At 45.4% G+C, this 16,160-nt stretch carries 19 protein-coding genes; 10 read left to right on the top strand and 9 right to left on the bottom strand.

Annotated elements, in window-relative coordinates; all coding sequences use genetic code 11:
- The first annotated feature begins 1 nt into the window (after position 1).
- Both C2756_RS08175 and C2756_RS08170 read left to right on the top strand, forming a co-directional pair.
- Positions 2-739 carry a CoA pyrophosphatase gene (locus C2756_RS08175; RefSeq protein ID WP_215318520.1) on the top strand — a complete coding sequence of 246 codons (738 nt, stop codon included), beginning with the start codon at positions 2-4 and terminating at the stop codon, positions 737-739.
- Entirely contained in the window at positions 736-1,692 is a 957-nt protein-coding gene (locus C2756_RS08170) for a CobD/CbiB family protein (protein ID WP_215295435.1), read from the top strand. Before C2756_RS08175 ends, C2756_RS08170 begins: the two co-directional genes overlap by 4 nt.
- Here C2756_RS08170 and rsgA read toward each other — a convergent pair.
- Both rsgA and C2756_RS08160 read right to left on the bottom strand, forming a co-directional pair.
- Positions 1,637-2,650: a ribosome small subunit-dependent GTPase A gene (gene rsgA / locus C2756_RS08165; protein ID WP_215318518.1), complete on the bottom strand. Its 1,014-nt coding sequence runs from the start codon at positions 2,648-2,650 to the stop codon at positions 1,637-1,639. The genes C2756_RS08170 and rsgA overlap by 56 nt on opposite strands.
- A gap of 14 nt (positions 2,651-2,664) precedes the next feature.
- A complete protein-coding gene (locus C2756_RS08160) occupies positions 2,665-3,915 on the bottom strand; it encodes a M48 family metallopeptidase (RefSeq protein ID WP_215318516.1) in 1,251 nt (416 codons plus the stop codon).
- A 15-nt stretch (positions 3,916-3,930) separates the two neighbouring features.
- Here C2756_RS08160 and orn point away from each other — a divergent pair, with 15 nt between their 5' ends.
- Positions 3,931-4,515, top strand: a complete 585-nt coding sequence (gene orn / locus C2756_RS08155) for an oligoribonuclease (protein ID WP_215318514.1) — start codon at positions 3,931-3,933, stop codon at positions 4,513-4,515.
- A gap of 5 nt (positions 4,516-4,520) precedes the next feature.
- On the opposite strand, the gene mog is transcribed toward orn, so the two are convergent.
- The gene (gene mog, locus C2756_RS08150) at positions 4,521-5,144 is read right to left on the bottom strand and encodes a molybdopterin adenylyltransferase (RefSeq protein WP_215318512.1); all 624 of its coding nucleotides are present in this window, start codon (positions 5,142-5,144) and stop codon (positions 4,521-4,523) included.
- 26 nt (positions 5,145-5,170) lie between these two features.
- Between mog and pmbA the strand changes: the two genes are divergently transcribed.
- The 4 genes from pmbA (at position 5,171) to C2756_RS08130 (ending at position 9,868) form a co-directional block, all read left to right on the top strand.
- On the top strand, positions 5,171-6,517 hold the full coding sequence (gene pmbA, locus C2756_RS08145) for a metalloprotease PmbA (RefSeq protein ID WP_215318510.1): 1,347 nt from the start codon (positions 5,171-5,173) through the stop codon (positions 6,515-6,517).
- A gap of 65 nt (positions 6,518-6,582) precedes the next feature.
- A complete protein-coding gene (locus tag C2756_RS08140; RefSeq protein ID WP_215295378.1) occupies positions 6,583-7,665 on the top strand; it encodes a TRAP transporter substrate-binding protein in 1,083 nt (360 codons plus the stop codon).
- Positions 7,666-7,767: 102 nt separating this feature from the next.
- Complete coding sequence (locus tag C2756_RS08135; RefSeq protein WP_215318508.1) at positions 7,768-9,054, top strand: NRAMP family divalent metal transporter; 1,287 nt, start codon at positions 7,768-7,770, stop codon at positions 9,052-9,054.
- A gap of 28 nt (positions 9,055-9,082) precedes the next feature.
- Positions 9,083-9,868 (top strand): sulfite exporter TauE/SafE family protein, encoded by a 786-nt coding sequence (locus C2756_RS08130; RefSeq protein ID WP_215318506.1) that lies wholly within the window; start codon positions 9,083-9,085, stop codon positions 9,866-9,868.
- Here the strand turns inward: C2756_RS08130 and C2756_RS08125 are convergent.
- Entirely contained in the window at positions 9,865-10,536 is a 672-nt protein-coding gene (locus tag C2756_RS08125; protein WP_215318499.1) for an alpha/beta hydrolase, read from the bottom strand. The genes C2756_RS08130 and C2756_RS08125 overlap by 4 nt on opposite strands.
- A 140-nt stretch (positions 10,537-10,676) precedes the next feature.
- Between C2756_RS08125 and C2756_RS08120 the strand changes: the two genes are divergently transcribed.
- Together C2756_RS08120 and C2756_RS08115 are read left to right on the top strand one after the other, a co-directional pair.
- Positions 10,677-10,904, top strand: a complete 228-nt coding sequence (locus tag C2756_RS08120; RefSeq protein WP_215318498.1) for a hypothetical protein — start codon at positions 10,677-10,679, stop codon at positions 10,902-10,904.
- Positions 10,905-11,282: a hypothetical protein gene (locus C2756_RS08115; RefSeq protein WP_215295373.1), complete on the top strand. Its 378-nt coding sequence runs from the start codon at positions 10,905-10,907 to the stop codon at positions 11,280-11,282.
- A gap of 5 nt (positions 11,283-11,287) precedes the next feature.
- Here the strand turns inward: C2756_RS08115 and C2756_RS08110 are convergent, their stop codons facing one another.
- Entirely contained in the window at positions 11,288-11,506 is a 219-nt protein-coding gene (locus C2756_RS08110) for a hypothetical protein (RefSeq protein WP_215318496.1), read from the bottom strand.
- Between the two features lie 248 nt (positions 11,507-11,754).
- On the opposite strand from C2756_RS08110, the gene C2756_RS08105 reads away from it, so the two are divergent.
- On the top strand, positions 11,755-12,444 hold the full coding sequence (locus C2756_RS08105) for a nitroreductase (protein ID WP_215318494.1): 690 nt from the start codon (positions 11,755-11,757) through the stop codon (positions 12,442-12,444).
- Here the strand turns inward: C2756_RS08105 and C2756_RS08100 are convergent.
- From C2756_RS08100 to C2756_RS08085, 4 genes are all read right to left on the bottom strand, one after another.
- Positions 12,441-13,532 carry an amidohydrolase family protein gene (locus tag C2756_RS08100; RefSeq protein WP_215318492.1) on the bottom strand — a complete coding sequence of 364 codons (1,092 nt, stop codon included), beginning with the start codon at positions 13,530-13,532 and terminating at the stop codon, positions 12,441-12,443. The genes C2756_RS08105 and C2756_RS08100 overlap by 4 nt on opposite strands.
- Before the next feature lie 23 nt (positions 13,533-13,555).
- The gene (locus C2756_RS08095) at positions 13,556-14,257 is read right to left on the bottom strand and encodes a substrate-binding domain-containing protein (RefSeq protein WP_215318490.1); all 702 of its coding nucleotides are present in this window, start codon (positions 14,255-14,257) and stop codon (positions 13,556-13,558) included.
- Positions 14,258-14,334: 77 nt separating this feature from the next.
- Positions 14,335-15,426, bottom strand: coding sequence for a two-component regulator propeller domain-containing protein (locus C2756_RS08090; RefSeq protein WP_215318488.1), 1,092 nt, complete (start codon positions 15,424-15,426; stop codon positions 14,335-14,337).
- Between the two features lie 10 nt (positions 15,427-15,436).
- Positions 15,437-16,045, bottom strand: a complete 609-nt coding sequence (locus C2756_RS08085) for a hypothetical protein (RefSeq protein WP_215318486.1) — start codon at positions 16,043-16,045, stop codon at positions 15,437-15,439.
- Positions 16,046-16,160 lie beyond the last annotated feature (115 nt).

The following is a 16,160-nucleotide window of genomic DNA, read 5'->3' as shown; positions in this document are numbered from 1 at the left end:
TATGCCCAAGACCTCTCAGCCTGAAGAAGACGTAATCAATGTCGCTGCGCCCCCAGGATTTAATGCCGAAGCCATTCCGATTCATGAGGTTTGCGTCAATGACAAAAAAGTAGCGCCTGAATTTCTCGAGCCAGAGGGCTTAAAGACCCGTCTTCAATATCCACCGGAGTGGCAACCAGAGATTACCGATGAGAATCGTCATGTGATTGCTACCGATATCATCGCTAAGCGCCAAGCTGCTGGCAAGATAACGCGAGCAGCGGTATTGATCCCTTTGTTGTTAAAAGAGAATGGCCTCTCAGTATTGCTGACGCAAAGAACGAATCATTTGCGTGATCATGCAGGGCAGATTAGCTTTCCGGGTGGACGGATGGATCCAGAAGATCTTAGTCCCGATGACACTGCATTGAGGGAGAGTCAGGAAGAGATTGGCCTTGATCCTAAACGGGTAGAAATTATTGGCTATCTTCCGCAGTATTTGACTGTTTCTGGTTATAGCGTCACACCAGTAGTGGGGTTGGTGCAACCTCAAGAAGAATATGTCCTTGATGAGTTTGAGGTGGCGGATGTTTTTGAAGTGCCGCTACATTTTTTACTAGATCCAGCCAACCATCAGATCAGGCTGTGGCAAAGCGAGCAGGGTGGTCGTCGTTTTTATTCGATTCCTTATGAGAACCGCTTTATTTGGGGCGCTACTGCGGGAATGTTGCGGAACCTATATCATTTATTAAAAGTATGACTTTCTTTTCTATTCTCTTCGCCCTCATTGCTGAGCAATATCGCCCAGTAACCTCTAGCCATTGGATTGCGCGTATGAGCGCTCGTTGGTTAGATTGGGTCGCTGGTGAATTCGGTGGCAAGTCTGAAGAAGGTGCAAGTCCCATTGGCGCACGCATGGCTTGCTTGGTTGCTTTTGTGCTACCTACCTTTTTGGTATTTATGGTGTATGTCACCTGCATGTTGACTTATCCCATTCTTGGTTTCTTATGGAACGTCGTCATTGCGTATTTATTTTTCGGCTTTCGTCAATTTAGCCACTCATTTACTTTGGTGCATGAAGCAATTGAAGCGCATGATCTACCAGCTGCGCGGGCAGCACTGGGTGAATGGTATGGCCCAGAGTTAGATACTGCCAATCTTTCTGAGACAGAAGTGATTTCATTAGCGCTAGAGCGAGCCATTATTGGTTCACACCACCATGTGTTTGGCGTGCTGTTTTGGTTCATGATGCCAATGGGTCCTGCAGGTGTGGTGCTCTATCGTTTGGCTGATATTGCTGCTCAGCGTTGGTCTGAGCGTGACTTCAACTTAAGTGAAGCAGCGCGTCATTTTTTTTATGTATTGGATTGGGTTCCAGCGCGTATCACGGCAATGGGCTTTGCGATTGTTGGAAACTTTGAGGGTGCAGTATATGGTTGGCGCTACCTCACCCAAAAATGGTCTGATTCATTATCGGCTGTGATCTTGGCTGCAGGTAGTGGTGCCTTAGGCGTACGACTCGGTGAGCCCTTGAGCGAGCCTGAAAGTGATGAGGCACTGCGCATGGCTGAGGCCGGTGAACCTTTAATCTATGAAGTGGGTCTTGAGCCTACTGAGCGCACGATGCGCTCCGCGGTTGGCTTGGTATGGCGCTTGGTTATCGCTTGGATGGCTTTGTTGCTAATGCTGACCATCGCTCTTTGGCTTGGCTAATTCCCTGAATTTGCGTATCTGCTGTTTTCGAATCTGAACGCAGCTGTCTAAAGAGCGCCAATCTTTCTGGCGCTATTTCATTTCTGTCTACTGCATCACGTACCGCGCAATCAGGTTCGGATTGATGAGCACAGTTATGAAAGCGACATTTACCGTGCAAGTCTTTAAATTCCCTAAAGGCATGCTGTAACTCGCTCACAGACATATGCGCTAAACCAAACTCCTGAAAACCTGGTGAATCAATTAATGCACCCAATTTGCCGGCTGCATCTCGCCCCCAAGATTCCGGTAATTCAAAATAACGACAGGCGGTAGTGGTGTGTTTACCGGTATCTAAGCGCACGGAGTATTCCTGGGTGAGTGCAGCAGCATTGGGTACCCAAGCATTGAGCAGGCTAGATTTACCCATGCCGGATTGACCAACAAAGACGGATACCTTACCTGCTAAGGCAGGACGAAGTGCATCAATCGAAGCGGGGTCAAATTTGGCGGAGACCTCACTGACGGGATAGCCCATGCGCGCATAGGGTTCAATGATTTTGCGCGCTTGCGCTAAGTTATCTTGGAGATCACATTTATTGAGTAGGATATGCAAGCCAATTTGATTGGCCTCAGCCGCCACGACCGCTCTGCCCAGGAGGTCGGGAGAGAAGGCGGGTTGGGTTGCTAGTACCACCAGAATTTGATCGACGTTAGAAGCAATGATTTTGCTTTTAAAAGCGTCAGAGCGGTAGAGAATATTTTCACGAGGCTCAATTTCAATAATGCGCGCTTGATCTGCAGATGTCATCTCCAGCAACATACGATCACCCACAGCACCAATATGCTGCTTAGCGGGAGTGCTCACTTGAATTAAAGGACCGCTTGGGGATTCTTTCCCTGCGGTATCTGCTACTAGGCGCTGCGCTAAATAATGTCTTCCGTAGGAAGCAGTCAGTAGCGCGCGAAATTGTTCCATGCCGATAATTGCAATCAGCTAAGGCGCTGTAGGTTTGCGATACGCAGTGGCGCAGGTGGATGCGAGCTATAAAAGGCGGTATAGATTGGATCTGGCGTCAGTGTTGCAGCGTTATCTTGATATAACTTTACTAGGGCAGAAATTAAATCTTTTGCTGAAGATTTTTCTGCAGCAAAGCCATCGGCCTCATATTCATGTTTACGCGAAGCAAGACTTCCTAGTGGGGTGAAGAAGAAGCTAAATACGGGCGAGACCAGCATAAATAGTGCTAAAGCCAGACCGCCGTTATAGCCATTCAGATTAGGCATTACACCCAGGTCGGTATAGAACCAAACCTGCGTGCTGATCCAGCCGAGTAATGCAAACATAGCAAAGCTTAAGGCAAAGGAAACGATGAGGCGCTTACGAATATGTTTGCACTTGAAGTGACCTAACTCATGGGCGAGCACTGCCTCTACTTCACCTGGATTGAGTTTTTCAATGAGAGTGTCAAAGAACACAATGCGCTTGGCTTTGCCCATGCCAGCAAAGAATGCATTGCCATGGGCGCTACGCTTACTACCATCCATGACAAACAAGCCTTGACTAGCAAAATCGCAACGGCTTAGTAAGGCCTCAATTTGGGTTTTAAGTGGACCTTCTTCTAATGCTTGAAACTTATTAAATAAGGGTGCAATGAAGGTTGGGAAGATCCATTGCATCAACAGACTAAATGTCGAAAGCACTGCCCACGCCCAGAGCCACCAAAGATCGCCAGCCTTGAGCATGAGTGTGAGGATGACCCATAGCAAGGGAATGCCAATGGCGCCACCTACCGAAAAACCTTTGATCATGTCGCTAAAGAACAATTTTTTATTCATGCGATTAAAGCCAAAGCGCTCTTCAAGATAAAACTGTTTGTACCAAGAGAAAGGTAGATCCAGTATTCCGGAGATGATGACAATCGATACTAGCAGTGCAATTTGTTGTGCAATACCTTCACCAAGTAATTGTAGAAGAACAAGATTGAGGATTTCTAATCCGCCCAACAATGTGAAGGCAATTAAAATGACGGCGCTCACCCCGTTTTCTAAAATCGCTAAGCGCAATTTTGCGATCGTGTAGTCAGCAGCTTTTTGGTGTTCGGCTAGAGTGACTTTTTCAGCAAACTCTGTCGGGACCGCATCTCGATGCTGGGCAACATAGCGAATTTGACGTTGGGAGAGCCAGTGGCGCAGGCCAAAACTGGCAATAAAAACGATTAGGAAAATAATTGTGAATGTCATGAGATCATTATAGATATGAGCGAACAAACGAATACTGCAGCAGCAAAGACGGCACCAGCCAGCGAGCACCTGATCTGGGTGGATATGGAGATGTCTGGATTAGATCCAGAAACTGAGCGTATCCTAGAAATCGCCATTATTGTGACCGATGCCCACCTCAATACCATTGCTACGGCACCTGTTTGGGTGGTGCATCAGGATGATGCACTTTTAGATGCCATGGATGCTTGGAATAAAGGTACCCATGGGCGCTCGGGGCTGATTGATAAGGTTAAGGCTTCGACACTGGATGAGGCGACAGTAGAGGCAGAATGCATTGCTTTTTTAAAGCAGTACATCAAAGCAGGTATTGCTCCGATGTGCGGAAATACTATTGGTCAAGATCGTCGCTTTATGGCGAAGTACATGCCCAAGTTAGAAGCCTACTTTCATTATCGAAATGTCGACGTCTCCACTCTGAAAGAGTTATGTAAACGTTGGCATCCAGAGTTGGTGAAAGGCTTCACCAAGCAACAGGCTCATACTGCCTTAGCGGATATTGAAGAATCGATTGAAGAGCTGAAGTATTACCGCGATAAATTTATCGTACCGCTGCCCTAAGAAATTTATTTTTTAATAGCGCTCTTGGGTCTAAAGGCTTTAATGACTTCTTCATTGGTCTCGATATACGGTCCACCAATCAGATCGATACAGTAAGGCACCGCAGCAAAGATTCCGGGCACGATTGATTTGCCGTTCTCATCTTTGAGGCCCTCTAGGGTTTCAGCAATCGCCTTAGGTTGCCCTGGTAAGTTAATCACGAGAGCCGCATGTCCTTCGATTTCACGCAGGACCGCTGTCTGTCTAGACAAAATAGCCGTTGGTACAAACTTGAGGCTTATTTGACGCATTTGCTCACCAAATCCAGGCATTTCTCGGGTTCCCGCCTCTAGGGTTGCCTCTGGGGTGACATCGCGACGAGAAGGGCCGGTGCCCCCCGTGGTGAGGACTAGGTCACAGCCCATCTCATCAACCAACTCCACAATGGTTTCAGTAATGATCTCAGACTCATCGGCAATCAGACGTTCATGAAAAACACAGGGATTACTCATGGCTTTCATCAGCCAGGTTTGCAGGGTTGGAATGCCTTCATCTTGGTAAACACCCTTACTGGCTCTATCTGAGATCGAGATTAGACCAATTTTGACTTCGTTTGGGGTATTACGCTTCGAGGTTTCGGTATGCTTCATATTTCTATTCTAGCTATTATTAGGGCATGTTTACATATTCATCTAGCCAGTTTCAAGAAATTATCAATTTCATGCTCAAAGAGGCCAAAAGAAGGGGCGCCTCGGATGCAGTGGCCGAAGTATCGGAGGGTCAAGGCCTCTCGGTAACCGTTCGTAAGGGCGAAGTCGAAACCATTGAACAAAGCTTGGACAAGCAAGTAGGGGTGACGGTATTTTTGGGGCACCATCGCGGCAATGCCAGTACGAGTGACTTTTCAAAAGAGTCTTTGAAGGCGACCGTTGATGCTGCTTATCACATTGCCCAACACACTGCGGAAGACAATTGTGCTGGCCCAGCAGAAACAGAGTTGCTCGAAAAAAATCCATTAGATCTTGATTTATTTCATCCCTGGGATCTTGATGCAGGACGCGCTGTAGAAATTGCACGGATTGCGGAGGGCGCGGCATTTTCAGTGAGCAAGCAAATTCAAAATAGTGATGGCGCCTCAGTATCTGCACATCACGCACATTTCATGATGGGTACCTCTCTTGGATTTATGGGGGGTTATCCATTTTCACGCCACTATATTTCATGTGCGCCGATTGCAAGTGAGGGCGGGAAAAAATCTCCTATGCAAAGGGACGATTGGTATTCGAGTGCGCGTATACCAACAGAGTTAGCTGATCCTGCAGCTATCGGTCAGTACGCTGCCCAGCGCGCCTTATCGCGTTTAAAGGCAAGGTCACTGACTACGCGGCGCTGCCCGGTCATCTTTGAAGCTCCTTTGGCTGCGGGTTTGTTAGGCAGCTTGGTGCAGGCAGTATCTGGGGGTGCTCTGTATCGTCGCTCTAGTTTTTTGCTCGATAGTTTAGGTAAGCAGGTATTGCCTAAGCACGTCAGCCTGTTTGAGAATCCCCATCTCAAAGCCATGTCCGGTAGCGCACCATTCGATGAAGAGGGCGTAAAGACCAACGCGCGTACTGTAGTTGATAAAGGTGTTTTGCAGGGCTATTTTCTGTCGACCTATTCAGGGCGTAAATTGGGAATGAAAACTACTGGTAATGCAGGCGGCTCACACCACTTGACTCTGCAAAGCAAGAAAACACCTAAAGGCGGTCTACCTGCTTTATTAAAAGAAATGGGTACTGGTTTATTGGTAACTGAGTTGATGGGGCAGGGCGTGAATTATGTAACGGGAGATTACTCACGTGGCGCATTTGGTTATTGGGTTGAGAATGGTGAGATTCAATATCCAGTGGAAGAGGTAACGATTGCAGGTAATTTACGCGATATGCTCTTAGATATTGAGTTGATTGGAAGTGATTCCTTAATTCGGGGTACCAAAGAAACTGGCTCGATTCTGCTCGGTTCTATGACGGTTGGCGGAAAATAAACCTCGCTATAGAATTCAATGACAGAATCTGTATACATATCTATTAACACTAGAGGGAGATGGTGATGCAAAGACGTTCATTTCTGAAGAAGGCAACTGTAGGTGCTGGAGTAGCTGCCCTGAGTGCACCAGCGCTTGCGCAAAACTTACCTACGCTCAACTGGCGCTTGGTTTCTAGCTTTCCTAAATCTTTAGATACGCTTTTTGGCACCCCTGAAGTTTTTGCAAATTCATTGCGTAAAGCCACTGATGGTAAGTTCAACGTCAAAGTATTTGCTGCGGGTGAAGTGGTTCCGGCATTGCAGGTATTGGATGCTGTTCAAAATGGTACGGTTGAGTGTGGACATACCGCTAGCTATTACTACTTAGGGAAAAATAGCGCTTTCATCTTTGATACTGCAGCACCATTTGGTATGACTGCGCGTCAGCAATCTGCATGGATGCTTCATGGTAATGGTATGAAGTTAATGCGTGAGCTTTATGCAAGTTACAACATCGTCAACTTTCTTGGCGGTCAAACGGGTACGCAAATGGGCGGCTGGTTCCGCAAAGAAATTAAATCACCAGAAGATTTAAAGGGTTTGAAATTCCGTATTGCTGGCTTTGCTGGCCAAGTACTCGCCAAATTAGGCGTAGTGCCACAACAATTGCCTGCTGGTGAAATTTACTCTGCATTAGAAAAAGGTACGATCGATGCGGCTGAGTTTGTTGGTCCCTACGATGATGAAAAGTTGGGCTTAGCAAAAGTTGCCAAAAACTACTATTACCCTGCATTTTGGGAGGGCGCTGCTGGACTCTCCTTCTTAGTCAATAAGAAACAATGGGATGCACTGCCACCTTCTTATCAAGCCGCATGGGAAGCGGCTTGTTATGAAGCTCATACTGATATGTGCGCAAAATACGATGCACTCAATCCACCTGCTTTGCAGCGTCTCATTCAAAATGGCGCTGTTTTACGCAAGTTCAACACTTCCATCATGGATGCTTGCTTTAAAGCCAGTCAGGAAACTTATGCAGAAGAGTCTACTAAGAATCCTCAGTTTAAAAAGATCTTTGATGACTATCGCGTTTTTAGAAACATGGAAGCCCAGTGGTTTGGGGTTGCAGAGCAGGCTTTTGCTCAATATAGCTTCAATAAAAAGCTGTAAGTATTCACCGCGCTCTCCGATCAAGGGCTCAGCAGAGCCCTTTTTCTTTTTACATCTCTATACGGACTACACTAAGGTGATGATTAAGAGCTATTTGCAAATATGATCAGTCTCTCTGCCATTTGGGTGCGTATTAAACAGCATCCATTATCTAGAGTGGGGCCTGGCTTAGTTACAGGTGTTGCAGATGATGATCCAAGTGGGATCGTGACTTACTCTCAGGCCGGTGCGCAATTTGGTTTCAATATGTTGTGGACAATGCCTTTTGCTTATCCATTGATGTCTACCATGCAGGTATTGTGCGCGCGTATTGGTAGGGTAACAGGTAGAGGTCTCTCTGCCAATATGAAGTTAGCTTTTCCTCCGCTGGTGCTGATCCTATTAGTCAGCATTTTATTGATTGCGAACGTTCTTAATATTGCTGCAGATATTGCAGCAATGGGCGAGGTTGCACAACTGATTACAGGAATTAATTGGCATATCATGACGGGCTTTTTTGTTCTGCTTACCCTGGCATTGCAAATATTGATTCCTTATCGACATTACGTATTTTTTTTAAAGTGGTTGTCACTCTCATTGCTGGCCTATGGGGCTGTTTTATTCACCGTTCATGTTCCTTGGACAGAGGTCGTTTGGAGTACTTTCTTTCCCCAGGTTACTTTGAATGCAGATTCGGCAGCAGTAGTAGTGGGTGTCTTTGGTACAACGATCAGCCCTTATTTATTTTTCTGGCAAGCTTCTCAAGAAGTGGAAGATATGAATTTGCGTCATGAGTTCAGTTTGCTGAAAGATGTTGGCGAAGCGGGAGAGCGGGAAATTCACTCTGAGTTACGTAGAATTTCTTGGGATACCTGGAGCGGTATGTTGTATTCCAATGTAGCAGCGTATTGCATTATTTTGGCTACCGCAGTAACTTTGCATGCTTCTGGAATTCGCGATATCAATACTGCTGCAGAGGCTGCATCTGCCTTAAGGCCGCTAGCAGGAGAATTTGCTTTTCTCTTGTTCGCCTTAGGTATTCTGGGTGTAGGCTTAATGGGCGTTCCAGTCTTAGCAGGTTCGGCAGCATATGCCTTATCCGAAGTCTTTGGTTGGCGCTCTAGTCTTGAAGATAGTGCACGGCAGGCTGGCAAGTTTTATTTAATTATCACTTTCAGTGTCCTTGGCGCCTTAGCAATTCAGTATTCTCCCATTAGCCCAATGAAAGCGCTGTTCTGGAGTGCGGTGCTCAATGGTGTAGTTGCAGTTCCCTTAATGGTGGCGATCATGATTCTCTCAAGTAGGTCATCTGTGATGGGCTCGCATGTAGCTTCATGGCCTCTGAAAATACTAGGTTGGCTTGCAACACTGTTTATGGCAATAGCTGCGGTCTATATGTTTGTAGCTTAAGGTAATGTCATCTTGGTAAGATGGATAGATGTCTGATTCATTATTAGCCCCATTAACTCAAGCTTTTCATGCGCATACATTGACGTTTTTTATTGTCGCCATTATTAGTGTATTGCTGGTGGGCATCTCTAAGAGCGGTTTTGGTGCTGGCTTAGGAACCCTCTCGTTACCCTTGTTGGCGAGTCAGGTGAGTGTTGCGGAAGCATTAGCTATTTTGTTGCCTCTGCTGATTGCAATTGATTTGGTCGGGTTAAGACGTTTTCTGCGTAATGCCAATTGGAAAATTTTGACCCTCGTATTGCCACCTGCTATCTGTGGGATTCTGGTTGGCATGGTCTTTTTCACAGTGATTGAACCTAAAGTGTTAACACTGTGTATTGGTATTTTTATTTTGCTTTATTTGCTCCAAGATTTAGTCATGAGTTATTTAGATGCAAAAGAAGCGAAGTTATCGCCTTGGGTCGGGATGGTAATGGGCTTACTTTCAGGGGTGACTTCCTTTGTTGCCCATAACGGAGGGCCTCCCATTACCGCTTATATGTTGAGAGAGAAACTGTCGCCAATAGTCTATACATCTACTTTGGGAATTTTTTTCGCTTGCATGAATTTTGCGAAGTTAGGCCCATATGCCTATTTGGATTTAATCAAATTAGATTATTTGACTACTTCGGTTTTAATTTTTCCCTGCGTACCTGTTGGTGTGTATTTTGGCTTTTACCTGGCAAAACATATTCCTGTTCGGTGGTACTACCGTATCGTGCGATTTTTCTTGCTAGTGGCTGGAGTTAAATTATTGATTGATGGGCTCATCTAGCTCTTAGTTTTAATTAAGATGCTTTGTAAGAATCGCGAAATATCCATGAGTTCTTCGTGATTGACTGAGTGCTCCATTGGATATTCATGCCAGCTGACTTGATGACCCATTTTTTCTAACATGGCATAGGATGCTTCGGCTCTTTCAGGAATCACTACTGCGTCATATAAACCATGCGCCATAAAGATGGGTGTCTTTTGGTTAGCTGCTTGTTTTTCAGTATGGAGCGATATCGCTAAAGGCAAATATCCAGAAAGAGCGATGATGCCTGCTAAACGATGCGGAAAGCGCAGACCAATATGCAGAGCCATTGCGCAGCCTTGCGAGAAACCCGCTAGAACAATATTCTCGTAAGCAATGCCGCGACTCGCCTCACGCTCAATCAGCTCACTAATTGCTGCAGCTGAGCGATGGATGCCTGCGGCATCTTCTTGATCCATGAGGTCTCTGCCAATGATGTCGTACCAGGCTGGCATGACATAGCCACCGTTAACGGTGACCGGCATGCTGGGCGCACTTGGAAAAATAAACCGAATTCCAGGGCATCCCTCGAGGCGTAACTCTGGAATGATGGGTACAAAATCATTGCCATCAGCGCCTAGGCCATGGAGCCAAATAACAGCAGCGCTTGGATTGGGGGAGGTTTCGAGTTCGACGCAGGGCAACATCAGATTCAAGACTTTATTAAATGGAATATCCCATTATCAACTCATCTGCCCTTTTTGGCGATATTTGACCCTCAGTTGAAATAGATGGGGTGTAAGATATTTATTGAAGTAGTAAGACCTAAAAGTCAAAGGAGTTGATGGTGAAGCCGTTCTATATTGATTATCCACAGGAAAAAATAGAAGAGCACCAACATGCCTATCGATGTGCATATTGCAAAATTCCAACCACGGTCATTTTTGGTTTATTAGAAAATCATGCCGAGGATTGCACATACCGTACACAGCAGAGTAAATGGGTTCAATTGGAAGCTAAGCTCAAGCCCCATACCGAACATTTTGATGAGCCCCACGCTGACGAGGTCGATTAAATGAAAACATATCCTATCGCAATTGAATTAACCGTCTGGTTTGATTTGGGACTCAATCAATATGAGGTCACTATTGATGGCGTCTCTAAGATTTCGGTGAAGAGGACAGATGATGTGCTGCACACTAGAGAGCTCTCGGCAGCAGAGACACAACTGCTCCTAAAGGCCATTGAGATATTGAAGGTTCCAGTGACTGAGGAGATGGAAGCCAATCCAAGTAATAAGGCCTCTTCCAGTTATGAGTTGATTGTTGAGTCTGCACATTTCTCCTTGGAATTTAATTGGGAGAATGTAGATGTAGAGGCTAGTGACTCTAATGCATTTGAATCGGTTGTGAAGTTGGCGAGTCTAGTGCAGAGCTTAGATCTCGATCACTAAACGCCTTAAGCTTCCATGACCACAAAGTCGCCCTGTGATACTTTTTCTCTGAACTGAGAAAAGGAAAATAGCGCCTTAATAGATTTGGTGTTGACGACCTCAATCTTGCCATCTGGAGTCAGGTTGGCGAGATACTCCCCCTCCGGAAATAAGGCTTCCGGAACGGTCTCCGTATTATGAATTTGGGCATTGAGCACCAAGCTTTTTGTAATTTTGATACGCATGCCTCATCATAGGTTCCAAAATTTAGTAGTAATTACCACCCTGCACAATTTAGAAAATCAGATGCACCATTTGGGTGTTTTGGGAATAGCGCTCAGAGTGCCTCGAAAGCTGATTTTTAGGGGAATCCTATATAGGTATTGGGTATTTCACGCACCTTGATAGTGCATTATTGTTGGATGGGAAAGACAATTTCTTATTGCATCAAAATATCATGGCTCAATAGTATTGAAAGATAAAAAGAGGGAATATGAATTCTGTAGCAGACGCTATTCAGTCAAGAATGTCAGTGCGCGCATTTACAAAAGAACCGGTTTCAAAAGATCAGATTTTGAAGATTCTCAATCTCTCAGCTAGAGCCCCCTCAGGAACCAATACTCAGCCTTGGAAAGCTTACGTACTCGAGGGTGCAAAACTCGAAGGCCTCTGCAAACAAGTATGTGATGCTTATGACAGCATTGCAGCTAATCCTGAATTAGAAAAAGAATACCAACCAGGTTATGACTATTACCCCAGCAAATGGTTTAGCCCTTACATTGATCGACGTCGTGAGAACGGCTGGAGCTTATATGGATTGCTTGGTATCACTAAAGGCGATAAAAACAAGATGCATGCACAGCATCGCAAAAACTTTCAATTTTTTGGTGCACCTGTGGGAATCTTTTTTACCATCGACAAAGAACTGGGTAGGGGCTCCATGCTGGACTATGGGATGTTCCTCCAGAATTTCATGGTTGCAGCAAAGGGGGAGGGTTTAGATACCTGCCCACAGGCTGCCTGGAATGCTTATACCAAAATCATCTTGCCCTTGATTGGGGCTCAAGATCATGAGATGTTGGTATGTGGCATGGCGCTCGGATATGCGGATAAACAAGAGATTATTAACACCTTCCGGACACCCCGAGTAGCTGCAGAAGAATTTACAACTTGGCTTGCTTAACTCAGTTTTAGATTGAGTAGGCGCGCTGCATTCCCACCCAAAATTCCAACACGATCAGCGTTACTCAATCCTTTAGTCTGCATGACTCGTTCTACCGGAAATTCCTCCCACGGGATAGGATGATCGGTTCCAATGACCACTTGACTGGCGCCTACCTGCGAGACTAAATATCCTAGGGCTTCCGGCGTGAAAACAAGAGAATCAAAATAAAGCTGCTTTAAGTATTCAGAAGGTTTTTTCTTGAGCACAATGTTGGGATCACAATTTTGTGGAGAGACAAAGCAACTGTGATCCATGCGGGGTGCGTAGGATCCCAAGAAGCCCCCACCATGAGCTGCTAGTACCTTGAGTTGTGGGTATTTATCTAACACCCCTTCATAGATGAGATGCTGGAGTGCAATGGTTGTATCGAGTGGATTGCCAATGACATTGGACATCCAGCCATTTCCTTTGAAGCGTTGCGCGAGTTGAGGGGTGCTCTGAGGATGAATGAAGAGTGTGACATTGAGTTCCTGAGCCTTTGCTAATACTGGGTGAAATTTAGGATCTGAAAAATCTTGTCCTATAACACTCCCACCAATGGCGGCACCACGCAGACCTTGATGCTTTACGGCGTATTCTAGTTGCTCCACGGCAAGTTCTGGAAATTGCATACTGAGTGAAGCAAAGGCTGCAAACTTATCTGGTCTTAGCCCACATAGCTCGGCTAAATGCAGGTTATTCAGGCGGCAGATTTCTGCAGCGGTTTCCTTATCTTTACGATACCAATAGGGGTTGATGCTGAGAACTTGCATGTCAATGCCCTGAGCTTCCATTGCCTTAATGCGCTCATTAATTTTGATGAAATGTTCTGGCGCTCCTTTAGTTGGAGGTGGAACTGACTTAGCTTCATCTCCCATTAAGTCAATCGCATCTTGAAACATGCAATGGGCATGCACATCAATTGTTTTGATACGTTTACCGTTAATCAAAACAGGGGTTACCCGTTTTGTTTGATTCTCTGCAGCATGTGCGAGACCGCAGCCGCAAAAAAATAATCCACCCAGTGCTTTACCAGAGGTTTTTAAAAATGATCTACGATTATTCATAGGTAATATTCCAATGAGTATTGCTAGCGAACTAGATTCATGCCGCCATTTTTAATGGGTTCAGCTGCGTTTGGTGAGCTTAGATATTCAATCAATTTTTTTGCAGCCTCAGAATTGGATGAGTTCATCACTCTTGCTGCAGCAAAGGTTTGAATGAGTTGAATGCTATTGGGTAGGGGGCCAACATAATCAATGCCCGAAATATTCACGAGTTCGCTGCTGGGCTGGACGGCAATATTGGCTTCGCGCGCAGCTAAGGCGGCGGTGGCCTGAGAACCTCGCTCGGTAATCTGTACTGAGATTTGCTCACTAATGCCAAGCTTAGGAAAGAGTTCCTTACTTAAATAAATGCCACTGGTACTTCCGGGAACAACAATTTTTTTAGCCTTGACTAAGGCATCTGCAAACGCTTTGGTGCTAGAGATGTCAGGCTTAGCATTGCCTGTAGGTACAGCCAAGCCCAGCGGGGCTTGTGCTAAATCAACATCTGAATTTGGCACGATTTTATTTTCTGCAATGAGTTCGGCTAAACCCTCGCGTGACAATATGACCACATCTGCGGTAACACCAGTGGCTAGTTGTGCTTTGATCGTCTTTGGGCCGGAGCCTTGTGAGGCGCCTGATTTAGTGATGACTGTAATGCCAGTCATCTTTTCAAAAGAGGGCAGCATTTGGCTGTAAGGACCTTGAAAGCCTCCCGAAATTAAAACCTCAAGCTGGGCCATTGCGGGAGTGCTCAGTAGGAAAGAAAGTGCGCATACCAAGAGAAGTTTCAAGTAAGGTCTCAAGCGAGGTCTCAAATTTATTGAGTTCTCATAAATTTTTGGGCACGTTTTCCAGTATCTACCTCAGTGGTATAGACGCTACCCTCGGAGTCAACGGCAATGTTATGCACCCAATGAAATTCACCGGCATTTCTACCGCTTCTTCCAAATGAACTGAGCTTGCGGCCAGTCTCGCGCTCAATCACTGTGATTTCATTGTTGGTGCCATCAGCAATTAAGATGTACTTTTGATTACTATCTGCAGGGATGAGGTCCCATACAGAGCCAGATCCTTTAGTGTCAGTCTCAAACGCCATTTCTCGAATAAATTTTCCACTTTTCTCAAAAACTTGAATGCGATTATTTGCTCTATCACAAACAAATAGGGTGTTGTCCTTCATGAGGCGAACGCAATGAACTGGATTAGCAAATTGCGTTGATGTCGGATTAAAGTTTGGGATCTTTTCATCACTGGGCATGTTGCCATAAGCACCCCAATGACGCTTATAGTTGCCAGTATTGGAATCAAACACAATCACTCGTTTGTTTAAGTAGCCATCAGCAATATAGACTTCATTTGCAATCGGATCTACATTCATGTGTGCAGGACGACCAAGCTGAGTTGTGTCGTTACTACCAAGACTTGCACCAGGTGACCCAATCTGCAGAAGAAATTTCCCTTGTTGGGTGAATTTTAAGATCATATGGTCAGCTTGATCATTGCCACCAACCCAAACATTTCCATTTGGGTCGATATAAATTCCATGTTCATTTTTTGGCCAGTTGTAGCCATTGCCAGGACCACCCCAGGCTTGTAATAAATTACCTTTTTTATCAAACTCAAGAACGGGTGGGGCTGGGATACAACATTTTGATCTTTTAGGAGTGAGCGTCGCACCTTTTTCATCATCCGTAATGGTTAATGGGCGATGAATAATCCATACATGATCATTTTTATCAGTAGCTACGCCAGCTACTTGACCCAATATCCAATTATTGGGTAATGTTTTTGGCCAGGATGCATCCACTTTATATTCTGGGGCCTTCGCAGATGATTGGCCTTGTGACAATGTGCTGTAACTTACAGCTACTAACGCGATGACAAGTCCGCAACGAATCATTTTTTTCATAGTAATCTCCTTAACGGCTTGCTGGTTTTGAGAGGTAATTGAGTGACTGAGCTTCGCTTTTTAGCGGTGTTACCTTATCTGGATCGAATCGGATCATCAGGTAATTGATATGGTCTGGAATTTCTGTAAACCAATGCCCTGTTCCTGCGGGTATCACCACCACATCTCCCGGCTGGAGGTTGCGTGAGATGCCATTCAGAATTTCGCTGCCATTATTTCCTGGGCCGTTAAATTCAACCACTGTTTTTTGGGTGGCTGGCCTACGTTGACGATTGGTGATGTCTGGTCCAAGAACTAATGTTCCGGAGCCAGAGATGATGTGATAGACCTCGCTAATCTGATCATGCTCTGCTACTGAGTCTGGATTTGGGGCATCAAGCTTGCCGCGATAAACCATGCCAATTCCCACCCTTGCTTTACCAATATCAATATCACGCACCTGTTGATCAATGTGACGTTCTTGGATGGCTTTTTTAGTATAGGCATTCAGCTCATCCACGGGAATAAAGGTGCCCGGACACATGTAGCAAGTTGGCTGAGGATCTGTAGGGTTCACTTTTGGCTGTGCTGCCAGTGAGGTGCAAGTAAAAAATGCGGTAGCAACGTATAGGAATTTCATTTTGTCTCCATATTTTTAGCTTTTATTGCCATGAAGAGCTTACTCTTGATCGCTTGAGATAAAGCCTGTTCTATGGGTTATTCCCTAGACCCAAAGCCAATAATTCCGCTCAAAA

Source organism: Polynucleobacter sp. UB-Siik-W21, from assembly GCF_018687415.1.
Lineage (GTDB): Bacteria > Pseudomonadota > Gammaproteobacteria > Burkholderiales > Burkholderiaceae > Polynucleobacter.
Note: the sequence above shows the minus strand (reverse complement) of the source record. Positions and strands in the feature narration are given on the sequence as shown.